General features: G+C 37.4%; 13 protein-coding genes. 11 read left to right on the top strand and 2 right to left on the bottom strand.

What is annotated here, in order from left to right; genetic code table 11:
* The first annotated feature begins 295 nt into the window (after nt 1-295).
* From rhaT to E0Y80_RS19415, 10 genes are all read left to right on the top strand, one after another.
* The gene (gene rhaT, locus E0Y80_RS19370) at nt 296-1,369 is read left to right on the top strand and encodes an L-rhamnose/proton symporter RhaT (protein WP_156309307.1); all 1,074 of its coding nucleotides are present in this window, start codon (nt 296-298) and stop codon (nt 1,367-1,369) included.
* A gap of 20 nt (nt 1,370-1,389) precedes the next feature.
* Nucleotides 1,390-3,498 carry a bifunctional aldolase/short-chain dehydrogenase gene (locus tag E0Y80_RS19375; protein ID WP_156309308.1) on the top strand — a complete coding sequence of 703 codons (2,109 nt, stop codon included), beginning with the start codon at nt 1,390-1,392 and terminating at the stop codon, nt 3,496-3,498.
* A 29-nt stretch (nt 3,499-3,527) separates the two neighbouring features.
* Nucleotides 3,528-4,802: a sugar isomerase gene (locus E0Y80_RS19380; protein WP_156309309.1), complete on the top strand. Its 1,275-nt coding sequence runs from the start codon at nt 3,528-3,530 to the stop codon at nt 4,800-4,802.
* A 9-nt stretch (nt 4,803-4,811) separates the two neighbouring features.
* On the top strand, nt 4,812-6,167 hold the full coding sequence (locus E0Y80_RS19385; RefSeq protein WP_156309310.1) for an FGGY-family carbohydrate kinase: 1,356 nt from the start codon (nt 4,812-4,814) through the stop codon (nt 6,165-6,167).
* A 405-nt stretch (nt 6,168-6,572) separates the two neighbouring features.
* The gene (locus E0Y80_RS19390; RefSeq protein WP_156309311.1) at nt 6,573-9,770 is read left to right on the top strand and encodes a SusC/RagA family TonB-linked outer membrane protein; all 3,198 of its coding nucleotides are present in this window, start codon (nt 6,573-6,575) and stop codon (nt 9,768-9,770) included.
* A gap of 12 nt (nt 9,771-9,782) precedes the next feature.
* Complete coding sequence (locus E0Y80_RS19395; RefSeq protein ID WP_156309312.1) at nt 9,783-11,696, top strand: RagB/SusD family nutrient uptake outer membrane protein; 1,914 nt, start codon at nt 9,783-9,785, stop codon at nt 11,694-11,696.
* Between the two features lie 73 nt (nt 11,697-11,769).
* Nucleotides 11,770-14,838 carry a SusC/RagA family TonB-linked outer membrane protein gene (locus tag E0Y80_RS19400; protein WP_197091685.1) on the top strand — a complete coding sequence of 1,023 codons (3,069 nt, stop codon included), beginning with the start codon at nt 11,770-11,772 and terminating at the stop codon, nt 14,836-14,838.
* Nucleotides 14,839-14,877: 39 nt separating this feature from the next.
* The gene (locus E0Y80_RS19405) at nt 14,878-16,638 is read left to right on the top strand and encodes a RagB/SusD family nutrient uptake outer membrane protein (protein WP_156309314.1); all 1,761 of its coding nucleotides are present in this window, start codon (nt 14,878-14,880) and stop codon (nt 16,636-16,638) included.
* Nucleotides 16,639-16,661: 23 nt separating this feature from the next.
* Nucleotides 16,662-18,470 (top strand): glycoside hydrolase family 71/99 protein, encoded by a 1,809-nt coding sequence (locus E0Y80_RS19410; RefSeq protein WP_156309315.1) that lies wholly within the window; start codon nt 16,662-16,664, stop codon nt 18,468-18,470.
* Between the two features lie 42 nt (nt 18,471-18,512).
* Nucleotides 18,513-20,264, top strand: coding sequence for a hypothetical protein (locus E0Y80_RS19415; RefSeq protein WP_156309316.1), 1,752 nt, complete (start codon nt 18,513-18,515; stop codon nt 20,262-20,264).
* 60 nt (nt 20,265-20,324) lie between these two features.
* Here E0Y80_RS19415 and E0Y80_RS19420 read toward each other — a convergent pair whose 3' ends face one another.
* Both E0Y80_RS19420 and E0Y80_RS19425 read right to left on the bottom strand, forming a co-directional pair.
* On the bottom strand, nt 20,325-20,963 hold the full coding sequence (locus E0Y80_RS19420; RefSeq protein ID WP_156309317.1) for an outer membrane lipoprotein periplasmic chaperone LolA1: 639 nt from the start codon (nt 20,961-20,963) through the stop codon (nt 20,325-20,327).
* The gene (locus E0Y80_RS19425) at nt 20,963-23,566 is read right to left on the bottom strand and encodes an FtsK/SpoIIIE family DNA translocase (protein ID WP_156309318.1); all 2,604 of its coding nucleotides are present in this window, start codon (nt 23,564-23,566) and stop codon (nt 20,963-20,965) included. The genes E0Y80_RS19420 and E0Y80_RS19425 overlap by 1 nt, the downstream gene beginning before the upstream one ends.
* 142 nt (nt 23,567-23,708) lie before the next feature.
* Between E0Y80_RS19425 and E0Y80_RS19430 the strand changes: the two genes are divergently transcribed.
* Nucleotides 23,709-24,407 (top strand): DUF4397 domain-containing protein, encoded by a 699-nt coding sequence (locus E0Y80_RS19430; protein ID WP_156309319.1) that lies wholly within the window; start codon nt 23,709-23,711, stop codon nt 24,405-24,407.
* Nucleotides 24,408-24,411: the final 4 nt, after the last annotated feature.

The following is a 24,411-nucleotide window of genomic DNA, read 5'->3' on the forward strand; positions in this document are numbered from 1 at the left end:
AATAGCCATGGAGCTCCGGGATATGATAACTGCTATTCTAATCATATTTGCAGGAGGCGACCCAGGTAAAGTTTTTAAAACATAAAAAATGGTCGGAATTTCTTCCGACCATGACTAGACTTAGGGTTCGCCTTTTTTTTGTTAAATTGTTTAAACTTTTATTTCGACAGGAATAGCATAAATGAGTTAAATTCGACAATAGTTGTGTACAGCATGACAGTCCATAACAGTTGAATAAAAGAAATAAAATATCTTCGGATTAACTTATAAACCTAAATCATTTTTAAGATCGAGTATGAATGCATTAGCAGGAGTAATATTTCATTTTATTGGGGGATTTGCGTCAGGAAGTTTTTACGTTCCTTACAAGAAGGTGAAAGGCTGGTCTTGGGAGTCTATGTGGATATTAGGCGGTTTGTTTTCATGGATAATTGTTCCACCGATTGCTGCCTGGTTAACGATACCAGATTTTTGGGAAATAATAAGAAATACCAGCAGCGGGATTTTAGGTTATACCTTTTTGTTCGGGATATTATGGGGTATAGGCGGATTGACCTATGGATTAGGGGTTCGTTATTTGGGGGTGTCCCTGGGGAGCAGTATAATCTTGGGCTTGAGTATGGTTTTCGGTTCGTTAATGCCTGCGATATATTATTTTTTCAATAAGGTAGAAGGGAAGCATGGGATTGATTATTTTTTTACTAATCAAGCTGGGATCTGTGTTATGGTTGGGTTGCTTGTCTGTATAGTTGGGATCTATTTATGTGGTAAGGCTGGGGTATTGAAGGAAAGAAGCTTAGGAAGTCTAACAACTGAGGCGAAATCGGATTATAATTTTGGGTTAGGAATCGTCGTAGCCATTGTTTCAGGGATATTGAGTGCCTGTTTTAATTTCGGGATTGAGTCTGGCAAACCTATGGCTGAAGTTGCTAATACTTTATGGAAATCAGCAAATCCAGGACAAGGGGAATTTTTATATCAAAATAATGTGACCTATATCGTAATTCTCTGGGGAGGGTTCAGCACTAACTTTTTATGGTGTTTGTACTTATTGATTAAGAATAAATCCTATTCAGATTATTCGAGGTCAAGTGCGCCATTAGGAAAGAATTTTCTTTTGTGTTCGGTAGCGGGAACAACATGGTATTTACAATTTTTCTTTTATGGGATGGGAGAGAGCAGGTTAGGGAATGGCGCGAGTTCATGGATATTACATATGGCATTTATCATTTTAATTTCGAATGCTTGGGGTATCGCTTTAAAAGAATGGAAGGGAGTCAGTAAACAGACTAATACAGCAATTATAGCTGGAATTATAACAATTATTATCTCCATCTGTATAGTTGGATTTGCAAAAACATTAGAATAATAAACTAAAATCATATAACAGTGAGAACATACAAACACGTTAATTATTTATGGGACGATGAGTACGCTCAACAGCTTGCGGGTGACGAGGTGGCTCTGTTATTATACCGTTCTAACATTTTAGGATCGGATTTAAGGATAACCAATTACGGTGGAGGCAATACCTCTTGTAAAGTCATGGAAAAGGATCCATTGACAGGGGAGGAAGTCGAGGTTATGTGGATTAAAGGCTCGGGAGGGGATATCGGTACGTTGAAGAAATCGGGTCTTGCTGCATTATATGTAGATCGGTTAAGAGATTTGGAGAAAGTTTATCGCGGTATTGAGCATGAGGACGAGATGGTTGAATTATTCAATCACTGTATCTATGATTTGGCATCAAAGGCGCCATCAATAGATACCCCATTACATGGTTTTTTACCTTTTAAGCATATTGATCACTTACATCCAGATGCAGCGATAGCCATTGCAGCAGCAAAAGATGGGAAAAAAATTACGCAGGATCTATTCAATGGTAGTATCGGCTGGGTGGACTGGCAAAAGCCAGGCTTTGATTTGGGTTTACAGTTAAGACAATGTCTTGAAGAGAACCCAGGAATTCGTGGAATCATGTTAGGGTCTCATGGGTTATTCACTTGGGGAGATACTGCCAAAGAATCGTATATCAATTCATTGGATGTAATAGAAGCATGTGCTAATTACTTAGAAGAGAACTATGGCAAGACAAGGCCAGTATTCGGAGGGCAGAAAATAGAGAGTTTAGATCCAAAGGAACGATTGAGTCAAGCAGCTAAGATTGCTCCGGTACTTCGCGGACTATGTTCAAGTGAGCGCCATATGATTGGACATTTCACTGATGATCATCGCGTATTAGAATACATTAATTCTAATGATCTTGAAAAATTGGCTCCACTAGGAACTTCTTGTCCTGACCACTTCTTACGCACGAAGATTCAGCCATTGATTTTGAACTTGGATAAAAATGAAGATTTAACCAATATTTCAAGTCTCAAGGAAAAATTAGCTCCATTATTTGAGGATTATAGAGCGATGTATACCGATTATTACGAGACCTGTAAACATCCAAATAGTCCAGCTATACGCGATCGTAACCCTGTTATTATTATTTATCCTGGAGTTGGGATGTTTGCATTTGCAAAAGATAAACAAACTGCACGTGTTGCTGCAGAATTCTATACCAATGCAATCAATGTAATGAAAGGTTCTGAGGCGGTTAGTGAATATACTTCATTGCCAAGACAGGAAGCATTTAATATTGAATATTGGTTGTTGGAAGAGGCTAAATTACAGCGTATGCCAAAACCAAAAGCCTTGTCCGGAAAAATCGCATTAGTTACCGGAAGTGCAGGAGGGATAGGAAAAGCAATTGCAAAGAAATTTGCTGAGGAAGGAGCCGTGGTTGTTCTCAATGATATGAATGCGGAGCGGTTAGCAGGAGCGAAGAAAGAATTCGAAGGTCTTTTTGGAAATGATAATGTTGTATCAGTACCATTAGATGTAACTAGTGTAGATCAAATAAAGGTTGCATTTGAGAAAGCATGTTTGAATTTTGCTGGGGTTGATATCGTTGTGAATAATGCGGGACTTTCCATATCGAAAACTATTGAGGATCATACAGAAAAAGACATTGATTTATTATATGATGTTTTGGTAAAAGGCCAATTTTATGTTACTCAACAAGCATCTATTGTGATGAAATCTCAAGGAGTTGGTGGTGATGTTGTTAATATCGTTAGCAAAAACGCCTTAGTAAGTGGTCCTAATAATGCTGGATATGGAAGTGCAAAAGCTAGTCAATTACATTTAAGCAGGTTGAATGCAGCTGAGTTAGGTCCATTTAAAATTAGAGTCAATGTAGTAAATCCGGATGCGGTCATTTCAGATAGTAATATTTGGGCTGGCGGATGGGCAGAAGGTCGCGCAAAAGCTTATGGAGTAACCGTTGAGGAATTGCCAGCATATTATGCAAAGCGCACATTGCTGAATGAAGTAATTTTGCCAGAGGATATTGCCAATGCATGTTTTGCTTTTGTTGGTGGATTACTAAATAAATCAACTGGTAATGTATTGAATGTGGATGGTGGAGTCGCAATGGCATTTGTTAGATAAATTCAACAAAATACCTAAAAGCTGATACGATGAGGATTGAGAGAGAACAAATTAAACAACATAATCAAGGATTGGAAGCCAGGCATAACCGGGCTTTCCAATTCTTAAAAGAAGAGATTCCCGGTATTGAAGGGATAGTTTCCAAATTAGAAAAGTTTCAGATTGCCATTCCCAGCTGGGCATTGGGTACCGGTGGTACACGTTTCGGGAGGTTTTCTGGAAGGGGTGAACCAGGTACTTTGGAAGAGAAGATTGAGGATGTTGGATTATTGCATGCACTTAACAAATCAAGTGGTGCAATATCATTGCATATTCCTTGGGATATTCCTGAAGACACTCAGAAAATTAAGGAATTAGCTGATTCACTTGATCTAAAATTTGATGCAGTTAATTCAAATACTTTCCAGGATCAAAAATCACAAGAACTTAGCTATAAATATGGTTCATTACATCATGTCGATCCAAAAGTCAGAAAGCAGGCTATAGATCATAATAAAGAAGTAATTGACCATGGTATTGCACTAGGATCAAAAGCATTGACTGTTTGGTTAGCTGACGGTTCTTCCTTCCCAGGCCAATTGAATTTTAGGGAAGCTTTTCAAAATACCTTAGAAAGTTTAAAAGAAATATATGCTCACCTTCCTGAGGATTGGAAGTTGTTTGTAGAATATAAAGCTTTTGAGCCATTCTTCTATTCAATGACTATTGGTGATTGGGGTCAATCTCTATTGCTGGCGAATAAATTAGGACCTAAAGCCTTTACTTTAGTGGATTTAGGACATCATCTTCCAAACGCAAATATTGAGCAGATTGTTTCCTTATTGCTAATGGAAGGTAAACTTGGAGGCTTTCACTTCAATGATAGTAAATATGCAGATGATGATTTAACTGCAGGATCCATAAAACCATATCAACTGTTTTTGATTTTTAATGAACTTGTTGAGGGAATGGATAACCGTGCTATGGATCATGTGACCGATTTAGGTTGGATGATCGATGCTTCCCACAATTTAAAAGATCCTTTAGTGGACTTACTGCAATCTGTAGAAGCCATTATGATAGCTTATGCTCAAGCATTATTGGTTGATCGTAATGCTCTGAAAGAGGCTCAATTGAACAATGATATTGTAGGTGCTCAGAATATTTTGCAAGATGCTTTTAGGACAGATGTACGACCAATAGTTGCAGAGGCAAGGTTGAGGGGCGGAGCAGCATTGAATCCGTTAAGCTTATTTGAAGAGTTATCCGTTCGGGATAATTTAGTAAAGGAAAGAGGTGAAAACTCTGTAGCTACAGGCTTATAATATTTTAAGATGGGACAGAAAAAACGTATACCTGTTGTTGCCATTTTTGATGTGGGTAAGACGAACAAGAAATTGTTTTTATTTGACGAACACTATCAAATCGTTTTTGAGAAATCTGCAAGATTCCTTGAAACGGTAGATGAAGACGGGGATCCGTGTGAAAATTTAGAGAGTTTAAGATTATCTGTTTTTGATTCACTTCATGAAGTATTTCGAAAAACGGATTTTGAGATAAAGGCTATTAATTTTACGGCCTACGGTGCGAGTTTTGTACTCATAGGCGAAGACGGACAACCCGTAGCTCCGTTATATAATTATTTAAAAGAATACCCAGAAGAATTAAAGAACGAATTACATAATTCCTATGGAGGGTTGGAACAATTTAGTTTAGATACTGCATCTCCCGATTTAGGCAGTTTAAATTCAGGTTTGCAACTTTATCGGATAAAGAAAGAAAAACCGAAAGTATTTGCTGAGACATTTTGTTCCCTACATCTACCTCAATATCTCAGCTTTTTACTTTCAGGTCAGATGTATTCTGATAAGACTAGTATCGGTTGTCATACCGCACTTTGGGACTACAATAAACAGGAATACCATCAATGGGTAAAAGATAATAGGATAGAGGAGAAGTTGGCTCCCATAGTAAATGCTGATGAAGTATTCTCTGCAAATTTTCCTGGCAGTACATTTTTGATAGGTTCGGGCATGCATGATAGTTCGTCTGCTTTAATCCCATATCTTTTGAATTTCCATGAACCCTTTGTTTTAATTTCAACAGGTACATGGTGTATTTCATTAAATCCATTTAATCATAGCCCACTCACAAAACATGAATTAGAGCAGGACTGTCTTTTCTACCTTTCCTATGCCGGTGATCCTGTTAAAGCGTCCAGGTTGTTCGCAGGGCATGAACATGATATTCAAACCAAAAGAATTGCAGATCACTTTGGGATCACTACTGCAAAATTCCGGAATATGGAAGTTGATTGGAATCTGATTTCAAAATTGGAGGAAGGGAATTTATCGGATGATTTAAGTGCATTTTCAAAAATTGATTTGAATGGTTTTTCGAGCTATGAGGAAGCATATCATTCATTAATGTTGCATCTAGTGAAGGCTCAGGTTAAATCGACAAATTTGGTTTCTCAAAAAGGAAAAATCACGAGGGTATTTGTGGATGGAGGTTTCAGTAAAAACTTGATTTACATGAACCTATTGGCAAAGGAATATCCTGAGGTTGAGGTTTATGCTGCATCTATGGCTCAGGCTACTGCAGTCGGAGCAGCGTTAGTTATTCATGAACATTGGAACAGCTTGCCTATCCCCAATAACTTGATAGAACTAAGATTCTTTAGGGCATAAATTCGAATTTCATTTTTACATTTTCATTTATAGTTTAATAATTAATGAAAAACGATCAGCAAGTTTTGTTGGTCGTTTTTTTCGTTACTTGAATTCGTGAAATATTTTATATAGGTTAATTGTTTTAGCAAACGTTTTTTGTTGAGTTTTTACGGTTTTCACTTAAAGAATTGGAAATCAGGACGGCACAGGATGCGGAATTATACATGTAACTGTATTTTTATCTTATACTATCAAATTATAAACTGGCTAAAATTAAAACCAAGGTCAAAATCATTTTACTAATTAATTTCTTATTGATATTAAAATCCCTTTAGTCGAGAAATATTAGCGTTTATTTCTTTTTTAGGAAAATTGATATCAATTGTTAAGAACTACATCTTACCTAAAACTAAACCTAAGACTATGAAAGGAACATTATTTTGGAAAAGTATTTTGTTCAAGTCGTTATCCATTCTTCTGATTTTATTTATTTCAGTTCATGTTTTATTCGCCCAATCAGGGTTTAAAATTGAGGGGACGATTCGTGATGCAGAAACAAAGGAAATCTTACAAGGAGTAACTATTCGTTTTGTAAATAGCAATATTGCTACTTCCAGTGACGATCAAGGCAGATTCGAGCTTGAACTTCCAAACAGCGGGAAATTAAATTTCAGCTTAATTGGCTATCAACAGCAAGAAACGGAAGTAAATACGGCTAGAAATCTAACGATTGATTTATTAAAACAAGGCGAAGATATTGATGAAGTTGTTGTTGTGGCCTATGGACAACAAAAGAAATTATCTGTTACGGGTGCTGTATCTTCTGTAAGTAGTGAGGATTTGAAGAAAACGCCTTCAGCAAGTTTGGCAGTCGCTTTAGCGGGAAAACTTCCTGGCCTATCTTCTGTGCAACGTGGTGGTGGACAACCGGGACGTGATGATGCAACCATGTTTCTTCGTGGAGCTGCTACAACGAATGGACAAGCACCGCTGATTTTAATTGATGGTGTGCCAAGGGATAATATCCGAACCTTGGATGCCAATGAGGTAGAAACAGTTACTGTATTGAAAGATGCTTCTGCAACCGCAGTGTTTGGGGTAAGAGGTGCTAACGGCGTAATTTTGATTACTACAAAAAGAGGTAAGGAAGGCAAGATGAAGTTAAATGTCAGCCTAGATCAAAGTTGGACATCTTTTACAAGAGAACCTGAACGATTAACATCCTTGGAGTATTTGAATCTGAGAAATCAAGCTTCCCTAAACGATGGCTTGGAAGCACCATTTTCAGCTGATATAATTGGGAAATATGAAAATCCATTGGCGGGTTTAGATCGCAATGATCCAGATTACAATACCAAAGCCATGGTCTTGAATTATATGTATCCTGACCATGATTATTACCGTGAATTTATAGCTAAAAATACACCTCAGACCCGATTGAATATCAACGGTAGTGGTGGTACAGACAAATTGAGCTATTTCGTAAATGGAGCATTCCTGAGACAAGGAGGTAACTTGATTACTGAGCCCAAAGAGCAATTAGGATATGACCCTTCTTCTTGGATGCGGAGATATAACTTTAGGTCTAATCTGGACTATAAAATCAGCGAATATGTAAAATCATTTCTAAATATAGGAACCTACATTGAACAAGTGAATATGCCTTCAGCAGGCTTATATGGAGGAGATACCAATTGGATGATGCGAGATTTATTGTACCAAGCACAGTCAATTTTGCCTATAACTCCTGGTCCGGTTACCATCGGAGGGTTTGGTGTTGAGCCTGGTCAGATCGTTGATCCGGGATATATGGATAGATCGGCATTTGAGATCATCAATCGAATGGGCTATAGGAATGAAATCAGGTCCAATCTAAACGCTTCCTTAGGGATTGATGTCTCCTTAGGAAAATATGTTCCAGGATTGAGCGTGAAAGGTATGGTTTCATATGATACCAGAGCAACCACAGCTGCCCAAGGGTATAAACGGGAGAGGCTTTACCTGGCTGAAATAGTCCCCGCATCAAATACATTGAATTATGCAGTGAAGCGTTCCGAAGAGGAGCTTTTAAGTCTTTCAAAAGGTGCTGATTCCAGATATAATATCAACTTACAAGGTTCCATTAACTATGTGAAAACATTCGGTGAGAAACATGACATAACTGGAATGATCCTAGCGCAACGGGATTACTGGGAAACAGTAGCTGGTGAAATTCCTTTCAATGTTATCGGTGTTGCGGGTAGGGTTACGTATGGTTATGATGACCGCTATTTGGCAGAGATCAATATGGGGTATAATGGTTCTGAACAATTTGCCCCAAGTAAAAGATTTGGATTCTTTCCAGCATTCTCTGTTGGATGGATTCTGAGTAATGAACCCTATATGCCAAAATACGAATGGCTTGATAATTTAAAATTCAGAGCATCCTATGGTAAAGTTGGTAATGACCAAATGGGAGGAGTTAGGTTCTTATATCAAACCAAGAATACCTTAGGAGGAGGTCCTTTGGGTAGTTTAGCCACTATACCAGGTTCGAATTCGACTTCAGGTCAAGGAATCATTCAAGGCTTAATCGGCAATCCAAATGTTACTTGGGAGTTGGCAAAGAAGCAAAACTATGGTGTGGATTTGGGGCTGTTTAAGGAATTGACAGCTGCATTTGATTATTATATAGAAGATAGGAGCCAAATCCTTATTCAAAGGCAATCTGTTCCTTCCTTTCAAGGTGTACCGTTAGGAAATATCCCTAGAGTTAATATGGGAATCGTGAACAATAAGGGATTCGAAGTAGAGCTGACTTATAGGAAAACGATAACAGACAAGTTGCATTTGAGCTTCAACGGTAATTATGGTGAAAACAGAAATGTCGTTAAGTTCATTGATGAACCCATTCGCGATGAGTCTTATGTACATCGATATCGTGGAACGGGTTATGCCATGGGACAAAATTTTGGTTATAAAATAGATTATAGCAATGGCAATGGAATGTTCAATAGCCAAGAAGAACTTGATAGTTATTTAGCAACCACGAGTTATGGTTTTGGAGTTCCCAGAGTAGGTTATTTCAAATATGAAGATTTAAATAAAGATGGAGTGGTGGATGATAAAGATCAAGTTCCGATTGGTGCTTCCAGCATTCCTGGAATTACCTATGGATTTGGAATGACCGTTTCGTTTGCAGGATTTGATGCTACGGTGTTTTTCCAAGGAGTAGGTCGCTATTCAGGAGTTTGGGGTGGTACGCAGGGGGTATATGAAAACACTTACAGAGGAACCTACTTCGGATATCACAAAACCGCTTGGACTGCCGAACGATATGCCAATGGGGAGGAAATTACCTATCCAGCACTGAGTACTCAAAGCAACAGTAACCACGTAAACAATGACTTCTTTATCATGAATCGATCCTACATACGATTGAGGAATCTGGAATTGGCATATACCCTACCTGCGAAATTATTGCAGCCTATTGGTGTAAATGCATTCAGAGTCTATGTAAGTGGACATAATTTATTCTTATGGGACAATCTCCCCATGAAACATCTTGATCCAGAGAATATGGATCCAATTGGATATCCGGTTACCAAAATGTTGAATATGGGAGTTAACGTAACTTTTTAAATTTTAGAAATCATGAATTTAAGATTAAGAAAAAATATATACACGATTATATTGGCTGCCTTCCTTTCAGTTGGATTGAATTCTTGTAATAAAGAACTAGATATGGCCCCCGATGGTTATTTTTCCATTGAGGATGTTTTTAAGGATAATCTCAAAGTAGCAGCTTTCTTGAATAGTTGTTATGATCAAATTCCAACGAAAGGAACACGTTATTTTTTCTGGATGCGTGGGCCTGTAGTTTGGAGCGACGAAGCTTGGGACACTGATGCAGAAGCTGAACCAACCTTAATGTCAGGAAGAGTTTACAATGGAGATGCTTCAGCAGCCTTTCACCCCATGACTAATATTAGCATTGATGGCGGAAACGGAGACTATTGGAACCGGTATTGGGCAGGAATAAGAAATTGTACCGTATTTATCAAGAATATAGATGCTGCAACCGTCAATAGTGAAACAGACCGGAAAAGATGGAAAGCTGAAGCTCATCTATTAAGAGCATACTATTATCACGAATTATTGAAATGGTTTGGCTCGGCACTGCCGATCATGCGAGAGCCAATGGAATTTGATGCTGACTTTTCAGGGGTTGAAAAACCAACTTATTACAATTTGGTCAAATTTATAATGGAAGATTGTGATGTTGCCTTGTCAACCTCCGAATTGCCATGGACCATTACCGACCAAGGTGAGCAACACCGGATTACTAAGTCTGTTGCAGAAGCTATAAAATCCAAAGTGATCTTGTATGCCGCTAGCCCCCAGAATAATGCTGGACAAAATTATTGGGAACAGGCCTATACTATTAATAAACAGTCCTTGGCAAATCTGCGGGCAAATGGTTATGAATTGTATAAAAAAGTTAACTATCCTCAAACCTATCTTTCTGCAACAGCATTTATTGGTCCAAAAGTGAATGAGAATGCCTCATTATACAATGAATACTTTACACAAGGTATGCAATTTTCAGGTACTCGAATCGATAAAGAAACTATTTGGCAGAGTAGAGAAGGTCAAGGCAATATTTGGAATATAGATGGAATAGGGGCACAAGATGGATATAAGACAGGTACCTGTCCTAGTCAAGAAATTGTTGATGCTTTTGAAACCATTGATGGAGAACCAATATTGGACCTGGCAAATCCATATCTTGATGAAAAACATCTACAACCGAATTATAACAAAAATAACAAGACCTATAATCCAAATGACCCATATGCAAATAGAGATCCTAGGTTTTATGCCAACATCTATTATAATGGATCTAAGCGGTATGCCTTCTGGAATTTCGCGGAAGTAAAAGAGTCACCTGAAAATTATCCGGCAGGAATGGGAAACCGCATCAGGATTATCGCAACCTACCAAGGAGAACCACAGACAGGTATTGACAGAACAGTTCGAAAAGCAACGAGGACAGGATACTTTCAACGTAAATTCTTGCATCCAAATTCAAGTACCAATAACCCAATCGGAGGGGCAAATACAAAATTGTTCAGACTAGGGGAAGTGATATTGAATTTTGCAGAGGCAGCAGCCGAAGCGGGCCATCTGGAAGAAGCAAGAACTGCCGTGAATGAAATCCGTACTCGGGTAGGGATGCCAGAAATACCACAAGGACTGAGCAAAGAGAATCTAATTCTAAGGGTGAAGCATGAACGAAGAGTGGAATTGGCATTTGAAGAACAACGGTTTTTTGATGTCAGAAGATGGGCAAAACCTGGGGAAAATCTTGCTAAAACCGATAAATGGATAACGGCAATGAACATAACAAGAAATACAGATGGAACTTATGCATATGCCAGAAGAGTGGTAAGAGATGTCGAAAGAAGAAACTATGCAAGCAAGTTTATTTGGTTGCCAATTCCTTTAGAAGAGGCAAATAGGTTGAATTCAATAACTGGGGTAAATTGGCAAAATCCAGGATGGTAAAATTATTTAATAAGATACGATGAAAGATTTTCGAATATATTTTAAGTTGAGCCTTCTTGTGTTTTTATGTAACATGTTACAACTACAGGTTCTTGCACAAGAATCCACAGTGCATATGTCGGGGAAGGTGCTTGATGAACAGCAAAATCCTATCAAGGATGTCATTATATCAACTCAAGACAATAAAATAGGAACTTCCACAAATTGGGAAGGAGCTTTCGAACTTGAAATTCCATTAAGTATTGAGGAATTAAAATTTGAAAGGATAGGCTACAAAACACAGGTAATAAATATCCTAAGAGGAGATAGTACCTCGAATGTAGTGTTAAAAACAGATATTCATCAGATGGATAGAATTATTGATCTAGGTTATAGCAGCACAACCTTTGGAGACCTAACCGGGGCAGTTTCTGTTGTTCAAGGTGAGGTGGTAGAAAGACATCCAGTTGCTAATCTGAGTCAAACATTTGCTGGACGACTTGCTGGATTAACAACGCAAGAATCGTTTTCTGAACTATCAAGGGCGAATACCGAACTATTTGTCCGCGGAATATCCGCAGCAAGAAGTGGCGACCCCTTGATTATGATTGATGGAATTCCTACTTCATATAACAGTAATCAATCATTGGAGTATATTTCTCCAAATGAAATTGAATCTATTACCGTTCTGAAAGATGCTTCTACGCAGGCTATATATGGTATACAGGGTGCAAATGGAGTAATTGTGGTGAAAACAAAAAGAGGAAAAAAAGGTCCTGTAGAAATTAAAGCTAGATTAGATCAATCTTTTCAACAGGTCACTACCAAACCTCTTATGTTTAATGCCCTACAATATGCTGAGTTCAGCAATCAGGCAGGTGTAAATGATGGATTAGGTCCTTTCAGTCAGTTTTCTGAAGATATCATTTCCCATTATCGGACAGGTGATTCTCCGGAATTATATCCTAGCAATAATTGGTATGAAAAGTATTTCAAAGATTTTGCTTCTATGCAAAGATTGGGACTGAACATCACTGGCGGAAATGATAAAGTAACCTATTTTTCAAATTTGAACTTTATGCATCAGGGCGGCTATTTTAATACGGAGTCTAAAGACTATGATGCTAATCCAAAAAACATATGGATAAATTATCGTTCCAATGTTGATATTCAATTCAATAATTATTTGAGCGGTTTCTTAAGATTAAGTGGGAATGTCAAGAGAGAACATGTGCCTGGTGGGGCATCCAATGATGCAACTTACGGAAGTATGTTTCTCATGCCTCCAACTACTTATGGACCATTGACACCAATAGTAAAAGATGAAAATGGTGTAGATTTCCCAGGTAGTGGACAAGTAATTACCACAGATCGCGTGGATCAATCAACTTTTGGAATACTTAATAGAACTGGATATTATAATCATACGGTAACTAATATCAGTTCCCAGTTTGGTCTTAATCTGGATATGAGATTCTTAACTCAAGGGCTGAAGCTTTCTGGAGTATTTGCCTATCAAACTAATTCTGTGGGGAGTTTAGGAACCACTCAGGATTATGAAAGATATATCCGTTCTGATAATTGGAATGAACTGGAATTTTCAAAAAAGGGAGAACAGAATAATACTCCTTTGGCATATGGTAAATCACATTCCTACTATTACCATTTAACCTATAAGGGACAGCTTGATTATTCCAGGGTTTTTGGTGATCATTCAATCAATGCTATGGCTTATGGATTATTTCAAGACCTAACCAAAGCCAATACCAACGCACCTGAACTTCTCCCATACAAACGTCTTAGTACCGGTGCGCAATTGGTCTACAACTACGATGATCGTTATGTTTTAAAAGGAGTGTTTGGATATTCAGGTTCTGAACAATATGCTCGTTCACATCGGTATTTATTTACTCCAGCGGTAGCAGCAAGTTGGATCGCTAGCAATGAATCATTCTTAGAGTCAAGTACCGACTGGTTGAGCTTATTGAAATTTAGGGCATCTTGGGGAAAAACTGCGAATGATCAGAGCGATTTACAACGATATGCCTATCTGGACCAAATCACTCAACAGTCAGGTGGACCAATAGGATATTTACAATATTTAATTACCGAGAGACAAACTGGTAACCCTAATATTCAAGCTGAAGTATCCACCAAAACAAATTTTGGTCTCGACTTGGGACTTTTTAATTCAATCACTTTCTCTGCAGATATTTTCAAAGAGAAAATGGAAAACATGGTTGTGGGAGCAGTTTCTACCATTCCTGCCTATCAAGGGATTCCACTTTCAAATTATCCAAGGTTAAATGAGGGGATATTTGAAAACAAAGGTTATGAACTAACCCTTCGATACGACAAAAGATTAAATGATAAGTTGTCATTTTATGTTGAAGGGATGTATTCAAAAAACCATAATACTATCATTAGTTGGAATGAGGCACAACGGACGGAAGATTTTCACTACCGTATCAGAGAAGAGGGATATTCATATGGCCAACAATTTGGCTACTTAGTTGACTACAGCCAAGGAAATGGTTTTTTCAATTCACAAGCTGAAATTGATGCTTCAGGTTTGGAATATGGATTTGGTGCAGTTCGGGTTGGTGATTTAAGATATCAGGATTTGAATGCTGATGGGATAATAGATGAGAGAGATCAAGGCCCTGTTGGTAGCGGTTTGGTCCCTAGAGCAACTTATGCATTTTCCGGAGGATTGAGATACAGTGCATTTGATATGAACTTTATTTTCCAAGGCATAGGGGATTATTCAAGAATGATGATGGGGCCAGGGATTTGGGAAATTACCAATGGAGGAATGTATACCGCATTACATCAAAATGCTTGGACTTCGGAGCGATATGCAAATGGTGAAACGATAACATGGCCAGCTTTGTCTACCGAAAAATCAGTAAACCATGAAGCCAGTGATTTTGTCAATTTCAATAAGTCATACCTAAGATTACGAAACCTTGAGTTGGGTTATTCTTTGAAAAGAGAGTCAACCAAGAAAATAGGTTTTGATCAAATCCGGTTTGTATTGTCTGGGCAAAACTTATTTACCTGGGATAAGATGAAAACCAAAGATTTTGGCCCTGAAGGAGCAGGATATATGACCTTCCCGGTATATAGAGTATATAGTTTTGGGGTAAACCTCATGTTGTAGAAATATAAAATAGATTATTGATTTAAGAGAACAAAAATTATGAAACTACATAAAAATATCTTTTACTCATTGCTTCTGATATGTCTTTCAACATCATGTAATAAGCAATTGGATTTACCAAGTGATGGTAGAATCAGCATGGATCAGGTATTCAGTGATTATAACAGAACGAGAGGGTATCTGAATTCCTGCTATGGACATGCCCCTGGTCCAAATATTATACGATCATCTTATTCTGATGAAGCACAGGATGCCGATGATGTAATCGATGGTTCACAATACATCATGTGGTATGGTGGAAATATTACAACATCCACTTTTCCTAACTACTCTCCAGATGGCGGACCTTGGACAAGCTTATATGAAGGGATAAGAAAATGCAATGTTTTTTTGGAAAACATAAAGACAGCGACCGTATATGTTGGGGATGAAGAAAAGGCAGGTTGGGTTGCTCAAGCCCATACTTTAAGGGCATTATATTATTTACAGTTAATAAAACGATACGGTTCGGGGCCTTTATTTGATGCCCCACTACCTTTAGATCATGACTTTTCTAAGGACAAGAAATCATCTTTCTCAGAGATAGTAACTTTTATTTTGAAAGATTGTGATGAAGCCTTAAAAGTTCCTGATACCAGAGATGGTTTTTCCTGGGCAATTTATGATAATCAGTTCGGTAAAATGTCTAGAGCCATAGCTTATGCGATCAAATCTCAGGCTGTAACATATGCGGCTAGTCCCTTATGGTCAGATGGTACCTATACATGGGAGGATGCGACGAAAATCACGGCAGAAGCCTTGGCACAATGTCTTGCCAATGGTTATGAATTGTTTGCTAATAAACCCGAGGCGGGTATTGCGCAAAATGCCTATGCCTTATATTTTATTACCTCCTCGAATGACCAACGTGCCGTTGATAAAGAAACAATCTATCAATTGGGTGGTCAATTACAAGTATGGAAAAACGCTGGTTTGCCTACAAACCCAGGAATGGAAAGAGCAGGGCCAAATCCTACCCAAGAATTAGTCGATAGTTATGAAATGGCAAATGGAGAAACCCCAATTTTGGGTTATTCTGATGCGAATCATTTACAACCTATAATAAATCCTGCATCAGGGTATGATCCAATGAAACCTTATGTTGGTCGAGATCCTCGTTTCTATGCCTCGATTTATTATAATGGCGCTGATAGGAACCTTGCAGGTAGCTTGATTCAAACCTATGTTGGTGGATCGGAAGGCATTTCTACAACAGATAGAAGATATACAAGAACTGGATATTATTTAAGGAAATTCAACAACCATCGCTCTGGAGCGAGTAATAATTCTGATGGAGCAGTTCGATTATTTCGACTTGGAGAATTGTACCTGAACTTCGCTGAGGCAGCCTATCAGTCTGTAGGTGCCGATGTGAAAGTGAATGATTCAAATCTAGGATTAAGTGCAAGAGAGGCGCTGAATGCCATTAGAAAAAGAGCAGGCATGCCGGATCTGAAAACAGGGATGACCAAGCAAGATTTTGAAAAAAGATACAGGAATGAGAGACGAATCGAACTGGCATTTGAAGAACATCGTTATTTTGACGTACGCAGATGGAAACTCCTAAGTACTACCGATAAATTCGTAACAGGGATGCGCATTCAGAAAAGCGGTGAATCAGAAACATTTACTAGATTTAAATTTAGAGATCGTGGTAGTTCAGCAGACAAATTCTTATTATATCCTATTGATCAAATAGAAGTGAACAAAATTTTCCAGTTAACTGGAGAAAATTGGCAAAACCCGGGATGGCTTGATTAGCCATCCCAAAAAACCTAAACCTAATGAATAAAATTTTTTTAACAACAATCTTCCTAATTTTATTGGGACAGGGCACATCATTTTCACAGCAAGTACCTTTTGTGAGCAGTAATGACTGGGCATTTACGGATGCATTGGGCAGAAAAGTAATTAGCTCTGAAAAAGGTGCTCCAAAGCGGGATAAAACCGTAGCTATGTTTTATTGGACATGGCACGAAGGAAATGATGATACTAGTTATCAAGTCAAGAATATAACCAATATCGTCCGAGAATATCCTGAAGCTATGAAGGATTATGACCATCCGGCATGGGGAACAAAAAAACCTGGTTTCTTTTTTTGGGAGGAACCTTTATTTGGATATTATAAAACAACAGATCCATGGGTTTTGAGAAAACATGCTGAAATGTTGGCAGACGCAGGGGTGGATGTGGTGTTTTTTGACTGTACCAATGGAAGTTTGACTTGGCAAGATTCTTATGAAGCATTATTTAAAACTTGGGATCAAGCACAAAAAGATGGAGTGAAAGTACCCAAAATAGCTTTTCTTTTGCCATTCGGTCCTGTACCACATTCTGCAGTATCATTGAGACAATTGTATAAAGATGTCTATCAGCCGGGCAGATATAAAAACCTATGGTTTATTTGGAAAGGTAAGCCAGGTATTATGGCTTATCCAGATAATTTAGAAAAGAATGGAACCGACCTAGAAATTGCAAATTTCTTTACATTCAGACCCGGACAACCCGACTATGTGGATGGACCTACAAGAAATGATCAATGGGCTTGGCTCGAGAATTATCCTCAACACGGATATGCAGCATTAAATAATGGGAAATTCGAACAGGTTGCGGTAGGTGTTGCACAAAACGCAGGGCCATCAACTAATGGACATTGCTCAGCTTTTAACCTCCCAGGAACGTATGGAAGAAGTTATAGTAAGAGAAATGGTTTTGACCCTAGAGTAGATGGTTACCTATATGGATGGAATTTTCAAGAACAGTGGGACCGAGCATTTGAATTAGATCCTGAATTGGTATTTGTGACTGGCTGGAACGAATACATAGCTGGACAATGGTTGCCAAAAGATAGTTGGACAGGAGATCCATTTTCCTTCGTTGATCAATTTGATTGGACTCACAGCCGCGATATAGAACCTAATAAGGGCTGGGGTGACAAAGGTGATGTATATTACCAACAATTGATCGACAACGTGCGTAAATTTAAAGGACTAGACCCTCCAACCAAGGTTTCTGAAGCAAAGACCATAAAAATTGGTAATAAAAATGAATGGGATAATGTATTGCCGCAGTTTAAGCATTATGCAGGTAATACCATCCACAGGGATCACCGTGGCAGATACAGTGAGTATTACACAAATAACAGTGGTAGAAATGATATTATTGAAGCTCGCGTCGCAAGAGATAAAGCCGATGTATTCTTTTACGTCGAAACTGCTGAAAAATTGAGCCCGTCCACTGATCCAAATTGGATGATGTTGTTTATTGATGTAGATAGAGATAAAAGCACGGGTTGGAATGGATATGATTATGTGATTAACAGGGTTAATCCCAAGAATAATAAAGCTGTTATAGAGAAAAATATAGCTGGCCGATGGGAATGGGAATCAGTTGGAACAGCTCCAACATCCATTCAGAATAACCGACTTGAAATTGCTGTTTCTAGGTCGCTGTTAAAATTAGATGGCAAACCTGTAAATTTTGAATTTAAATGGAATGATAATATGCAAGAGAACGGAAATATCATGGACTTCTATGTAAATGGTGATACAGCACCCGGTGGTCGATTTAATTTTGTTTATAAAGCAGATTAGATTTTGTAGTACAAACCTAATTTTTTAACCTTAAAACTTATTATGAAAAAGTCAATATTGAGTCGTTCTCTAATCTTTTCATTCGCTTTTTTCTATACGATCTGTTACGGTCAAGTATTTACAGGAGTTGATGATTTAGGAAGAGTATTGCCTCAGCAAAATGAAGTCGGTGAAAAAAAAGCAGGAAAGCAAGTTGGAATCTTTTATTTTCTGTGGCAAGGGGATAAGGGTTCTCCAACATCTGAAAGAAATTGGGATCTGACCAAGCTTTATCAGTATCATCCTGAGGTCTTCCAAGACTTTCATCATCCAAACTGGGGTGGAGGTTCTGCAGGTCCTGGAAAATATTATTTTTGGGGAGAGCCTATTTATGGGTATTATAAGGGCGACGACTATTGGGTTCATCTGAAGAATATGCAATTGTTGACGGATGCTCAAGTAGATTTTTTAATATTGGATGCTACCAATAGATTGACCTATGCTCCACAAGTCAAGGCCTTACTTGCAGCATTAAAAACAGTGCGAGAACAAGGTAAAAAAGCACCTAAGCTGGTGTTCTATACAAATACTGCCTCAGCTGATGCTATGCAAGAGATCTACGATACTTTTTATTCTGAATCTGCAAAAGACAAAGATCAGGAAAGCTGGTTTATCTTAGATGGAAAACCGTTGATAATTGGACTTGGGAAAGATGCGAAAGGAAGGAACTATGAAAAATTTTTTACTATTCGTGAATCTCAATGGCCCAATGAACCTGAAAAAGTAGATGGATGGCCATGGATTGAGTTTCAAAGGCCACAGAAAGTTTATAAAAACAATCGTGGTGAACGTGAGATTATAAATGTTTCTGCTTCGCAGCATCCCAATTTGGACGCTTCAATGGGAGGTTCTGCTTTTTATGGTGCTCCAGGAAATTGGGGACGAAGCTATAGAAAAGGACATCCAGGTAATCCTGAAAAGGATATCTTTTTTGGTTATAATATCCAAGAACAGTGGGATTATGCTCTATCACAAGATGTTCCTTTTGTCTTTGTCACGGGTTGGAATGAATGGATTGCAGGTAAATGGAGCAGATCGGATGAAAAGAAAAATCAAGCTCATTTTGTTGATCAAGCAAATGCTGAATATAGTAGGGATATTGAGCCAACATGGACCGGTGGACTGAAGGATAATTATTATATGCAAATGATCAGTAATATTTTGAGGTATAAAGGCATGGATGCCTTGAAAAAAGTTCAAAGTATAGATAAGTTGCCTGAATTGAAGGGGTGGAAAAACACGGAAGAAATCTATGTTGATTATGTCGGGGATATATTGAAAAGAGACCACCCAGGAGCTCAAAGCGAGCCTACAGTTCAATATAAAAATGAATCCGGTAGAAATGATTTGAAAACCCTAAAATTTGCATCTTCGCCCAAAGAATTAGGGTTTTATGTTCAAACGAATAATAAGTTGACAGAAAGAAACTCCAACAATTGGATGGTACTTTGGTTGAATACAGATGCAAATTACAATTCAGGATGGTTCGGCTACGACTATAGAGTAATTAATGGAAATCAGCTACAGCAATTTAGCAATGGGTTCTGGAAAGATTTCGGAACTGTTGATTTTGTTGTTTCTGAAAATGAATTGCTAATAAAAATCCCTAATTCAACCATTGGGTTGCCCTCAAAGGGTTTTAACATAGAATTTAAATGGTCGGATAATATGATGAAAGACGATCCTTTGGATTGGTACATTAATGGTGATACCGCTCCAGGTGGAAGATTAAATCTAACTGTAAAAGTCGAATAATTAAAAAAGGCGGGTAACCACATCGGTACTCGCCTTTTTCTATATTAAATGTTTGGTTTCTTATCTTAAATCTACCAATTCGAATCCAGGATATTTTCCTTTATTAAATTGAAATGTAGATTCAGCAATTGGGCTATTCACATATAATGTATTGATTGTATATGTATATTTTGCTCCCGATTTGTCGAAGATAGTCACATCATGGATGTGCTTGTTCTTATTGATACGAACCTGAATTTTTGAGTAATTACTTTTGCTGTCTTCAGGTGTTAAATCAATTGAAGTTAATTTACCATCAGATCCATTACTAGTGGTAGAAGAATTACCATACTTGTAACCTGATTTATAAAAAGTAAATATATTATTAGGGCCAATTGATTGACCGCTATTATCTGCATCAGATACTTGAACTTCTTTATCTTCCTTTAGTACAGACCAAGTAGATTTACCATCCGAGATAAGGTCTTGTGCAGGTAAATTAATTTTAAATTGATTTACAGGTTTATTTAAGAATAGTTGACCCTTATCTGAAAAATTTTCACCATTTGCTTGTGTTGCTTTAAAAGTGAAGTCAGATTGAATGGTTTTATAGCCATCATATTTCCTTGAAACTTCATCTAGTACGCTTTTTGCATTCTGGCCAAAAGTGAATGTTACACTGAAAAGTGCAACCAGTAAATACATAAATTTCATCATCATTAATTATCTTTTCTTAATGTTTCCAAATATTGTTCCAATGAGTATTCATCTGGATACAGCACCTCGCGTGCTTTGCTTCCCTCAAATGGACCTACAATACCAGCAGCTTCCAATTGATCGATGATTCTTCCAGCGCGGTTATATCCTAATTTTAACTTACGCTGAATTAATGATGTTGAGCCTTGTTGATGCATAACGATTAACCTTGCAGCTTCTTCAAACAACTGATCTCTATCGGCAAGATCGAAATCTGCTAGTCCGGAACCTTCACCGTTTTCATCCACATATTCTGGCAATAGGTGGGCTGAAGGATATCCTCGCTGCGAACCTATGAAGTCAGATATCTCATCCACTTCAGGTGTGTCCACAAAAGCACATTGAATGCGTGTTAGGTCACTACCCGTTGAAAGTAACATGTCACCACGTCCGATCAATTGGTCTGCTCCACCGCTATCCAATATGGTTCTTGAGTCGGTTTTAGAAAGAACCCTAAATGCTAAACGTGCAGGGAAGTTAGCTTTGATCGATCCTGTAATAACATTCACGGACGGCCTTTGCGTTGCAATGACTAGGTGAATACCAATAGCACGAGCTAACTGCGCAAGACGAGCAATAGGAGTTTCAATTTCCTTACCAGCTGTCATGATCAAATCGGCAAACTCATCAATTATAAGAACTATAAATGGTAAGAATCGATGACCCTCCTCAGGGTTTAATCTGCGATTGATAAATTTTGCATTATATTCTTTTAAATTCCTTACTTGTGCATTTTTTAATAGGTCATATCGCTGATCCATTTCAATACAAAGTGAATTTAATGTGTTGATTACCTTTTTAGTATCTGTTATTATGGGTTCATCCTCATTAGGCAATTTGGCCAAGAAATGTCTTTCAATTTTTTTGAATAAAGACAATTCCACTTTTTTAGGATCGACCAAAACAAATTTTAATTCTGCCGGATGTTTTTTATAAAGCAATGAAGTCAAAATAGCGTTAATACCAACTGATTTACCCTGTCCCGTTGCCCCTGCTACTAATAGGTGAGGCATTTTTGCTAAATCAGCAATATAAACTTCATTGGATATCGTTTTACCTAAAGCAATTGGCAAATCCATATCCGATTTTTGATATTTTTCAGTTGCCAAAATAGAGCGCATTGAAACCATCTCAGGCGTAGAGCTAGGAACTTCAATACCGATCGTTCCCTTACCAGGCATTGGAGCGATAATACGAATTCCTAAAGCAGCTAAACTTAAAGCGATATCATCCTCCAGATTTTTGATCTTAGAAATACGTACTCCGGGTTTAGGGATGATTTCGTATAACGTTACTGTAGGGCCGATGGTAGCCTTTATATGTTCAATTTCAATACTGTAATTTCTTAATGTCTCGACAATACGATTTTTGTTTGCCTCTAACTCTTGTTGATTGATCGTGATCTTTCCACTGCCGTATTCCTTCAACAAGTCTAATCCTGGATATTGGTATCCCGAAAGATCTAATTTTGGGTCATATTCTCCGAATTTATCGACCAAATCATTAGCAGAAATTGGTTTCTCTTCAATAACCTTTTCAACAGTTAGTGCTGGCTCAGCAACTTCTTCAACTCTCTTTTCAGGAACAACTGGAGCATCTATCGTAAATTCAATTTCTTTGTCTTCAGATCTTCCAAAATTTGTGTTTGGCTTAATCGAATTGACATTCAATGGTAATGAAACTGTATTTTCCTCTTCCTCCTCAGAATTGAAATCTAAAGTATCAACTTCATCTTCTTCCTCCGGAAGTGAAAAAGTTTCAGTAGCTACATTTTGAGGTTGATTTTGACGAATTTTATTGTTTACAGTGGTGTAGTTAGCATCATCACCTTCAAATTCCTCATCCTCATCTTCTAAATCTTTTTTGGAAGATTGGAAGGAGAATCTAAGATCATAGTTGTACAGTAAGACTAATGCCGTTAGAAATACAAAGACTAACAACCCACCCGTACCAACAGTTCCAATTTGATTTTTTAGGATTTGATTTGTCCAAAATCCAAATTTCCCTTCAAGAATATGAGGAGTGTTTGAGATAAAATCTTGTGCGAAACCTAAAGTAATGGATAAGATAATGATGGATATGGATGAATAAAGAATAGTTTTCCATACAGGAAGAAGTGATCTTTTGTAAAGGAATTTATATCCAATGACAAAAAGCATTAGAATGAATAGGAAAGAGGCAACCCCAAACCATTCATAAATAAACTGGTTCGCCAATAAAGCTCCGAATTTCCCTAATTTATTCTGTACAATAGGTGTGTCTATATTTTCATCATGAATTTCTTCAGAAGTTTGCAATAGTGTGCTCCAACCACCATTGCTTTGAGCAATGTAACTCTGGTCGGATTGCCATGTAAAGAGGTAGGAAACAAAAGCAACAGTGAATAATCCAGCTAATAACAGCAGGAATAAACCTAATATTTTGAGAGCCTTCCTTTGTCCTTCAGAGAAATTGATGGATTCGAAAGACTTTGTTTTAGCTCTTTTTTCATATGAAATAGTGGTGTTCTTCGCCTTCTTAGTCCTAGTTGTTCCACTACCGTTTTTAAATGTATTTAATTTAGCCATTCAATATGACGCTATTTACGTTATTACAAACTTAAAAAAAAATGAGAGAATGTGAGTCTTCATTGATTTGAATTCTATGAACTTGTAGCAATAAGCTCTCCAATTTCGTTGTATATTTGAATTAAAAGGTTTTAATATAAGTATGTTTCAAATTAATAAAAAATTACTGGGTGCTTTTGTGCTAATTCTTTCAATTTTCATACAAAGTTGTGCGAAAGATTCCACTGAAAGTTTAAATGCCTCATTGCATGATTCTTTTGCAGGAATTGCTGCATTTAATGGTATTCAGTCCACCAAAAATCTTCAGTTTTTAGTAGATGGTAAACTGATTAATAAAACTGAAGATGATTTTAGTACAGGTGGATATTTAAACTATCGTACTATATTCCCTGGTAAAAGGAAAATTGATATTGTATCAACAGGTAATCAAATCTATCATAAATCTGAAAGAGATTTCAAAGATTCAAAATTCTATACCTATTTCTTATTTGGGAAAAATAATGTTGAGGGATTAGTTACAGAGGATGATATTATTAAATCAAATCCTGGGAAATTGAAAATTAGGGTAGTGAATTTGGTTGATGATTTACATCCAATTAAACTTGATTTTAACTATCTAAATTCTAAATTCAGCTATAATTTTGATTCAAGAATATATGGCTTTCATGAATATTCTTCAAAAGAGAGTTTTAAATTTAAAATTAGCTCAACTGATAAAAAATATAATGATCTTGAAATCTCGCTAGCTGGAAAAGATCGTTCTGTAAATACAATAGTTATTTATACAGAATTGAATAATGAAATGAAGGAAGTGCTGAATTATAAAATATTAGAACTTTAAAAAG

Origin of the sequence: Sphingobacterium endophyticum, from assembly GCF_009733535.1 — a bacterium.
Lineage (GTDB): Bacteria > Bacteroidota > Bacteroidia > Sphingobacteriales > Sphingobacteriaceae > Sphingobacterium > Sphingobacterium endophyticum.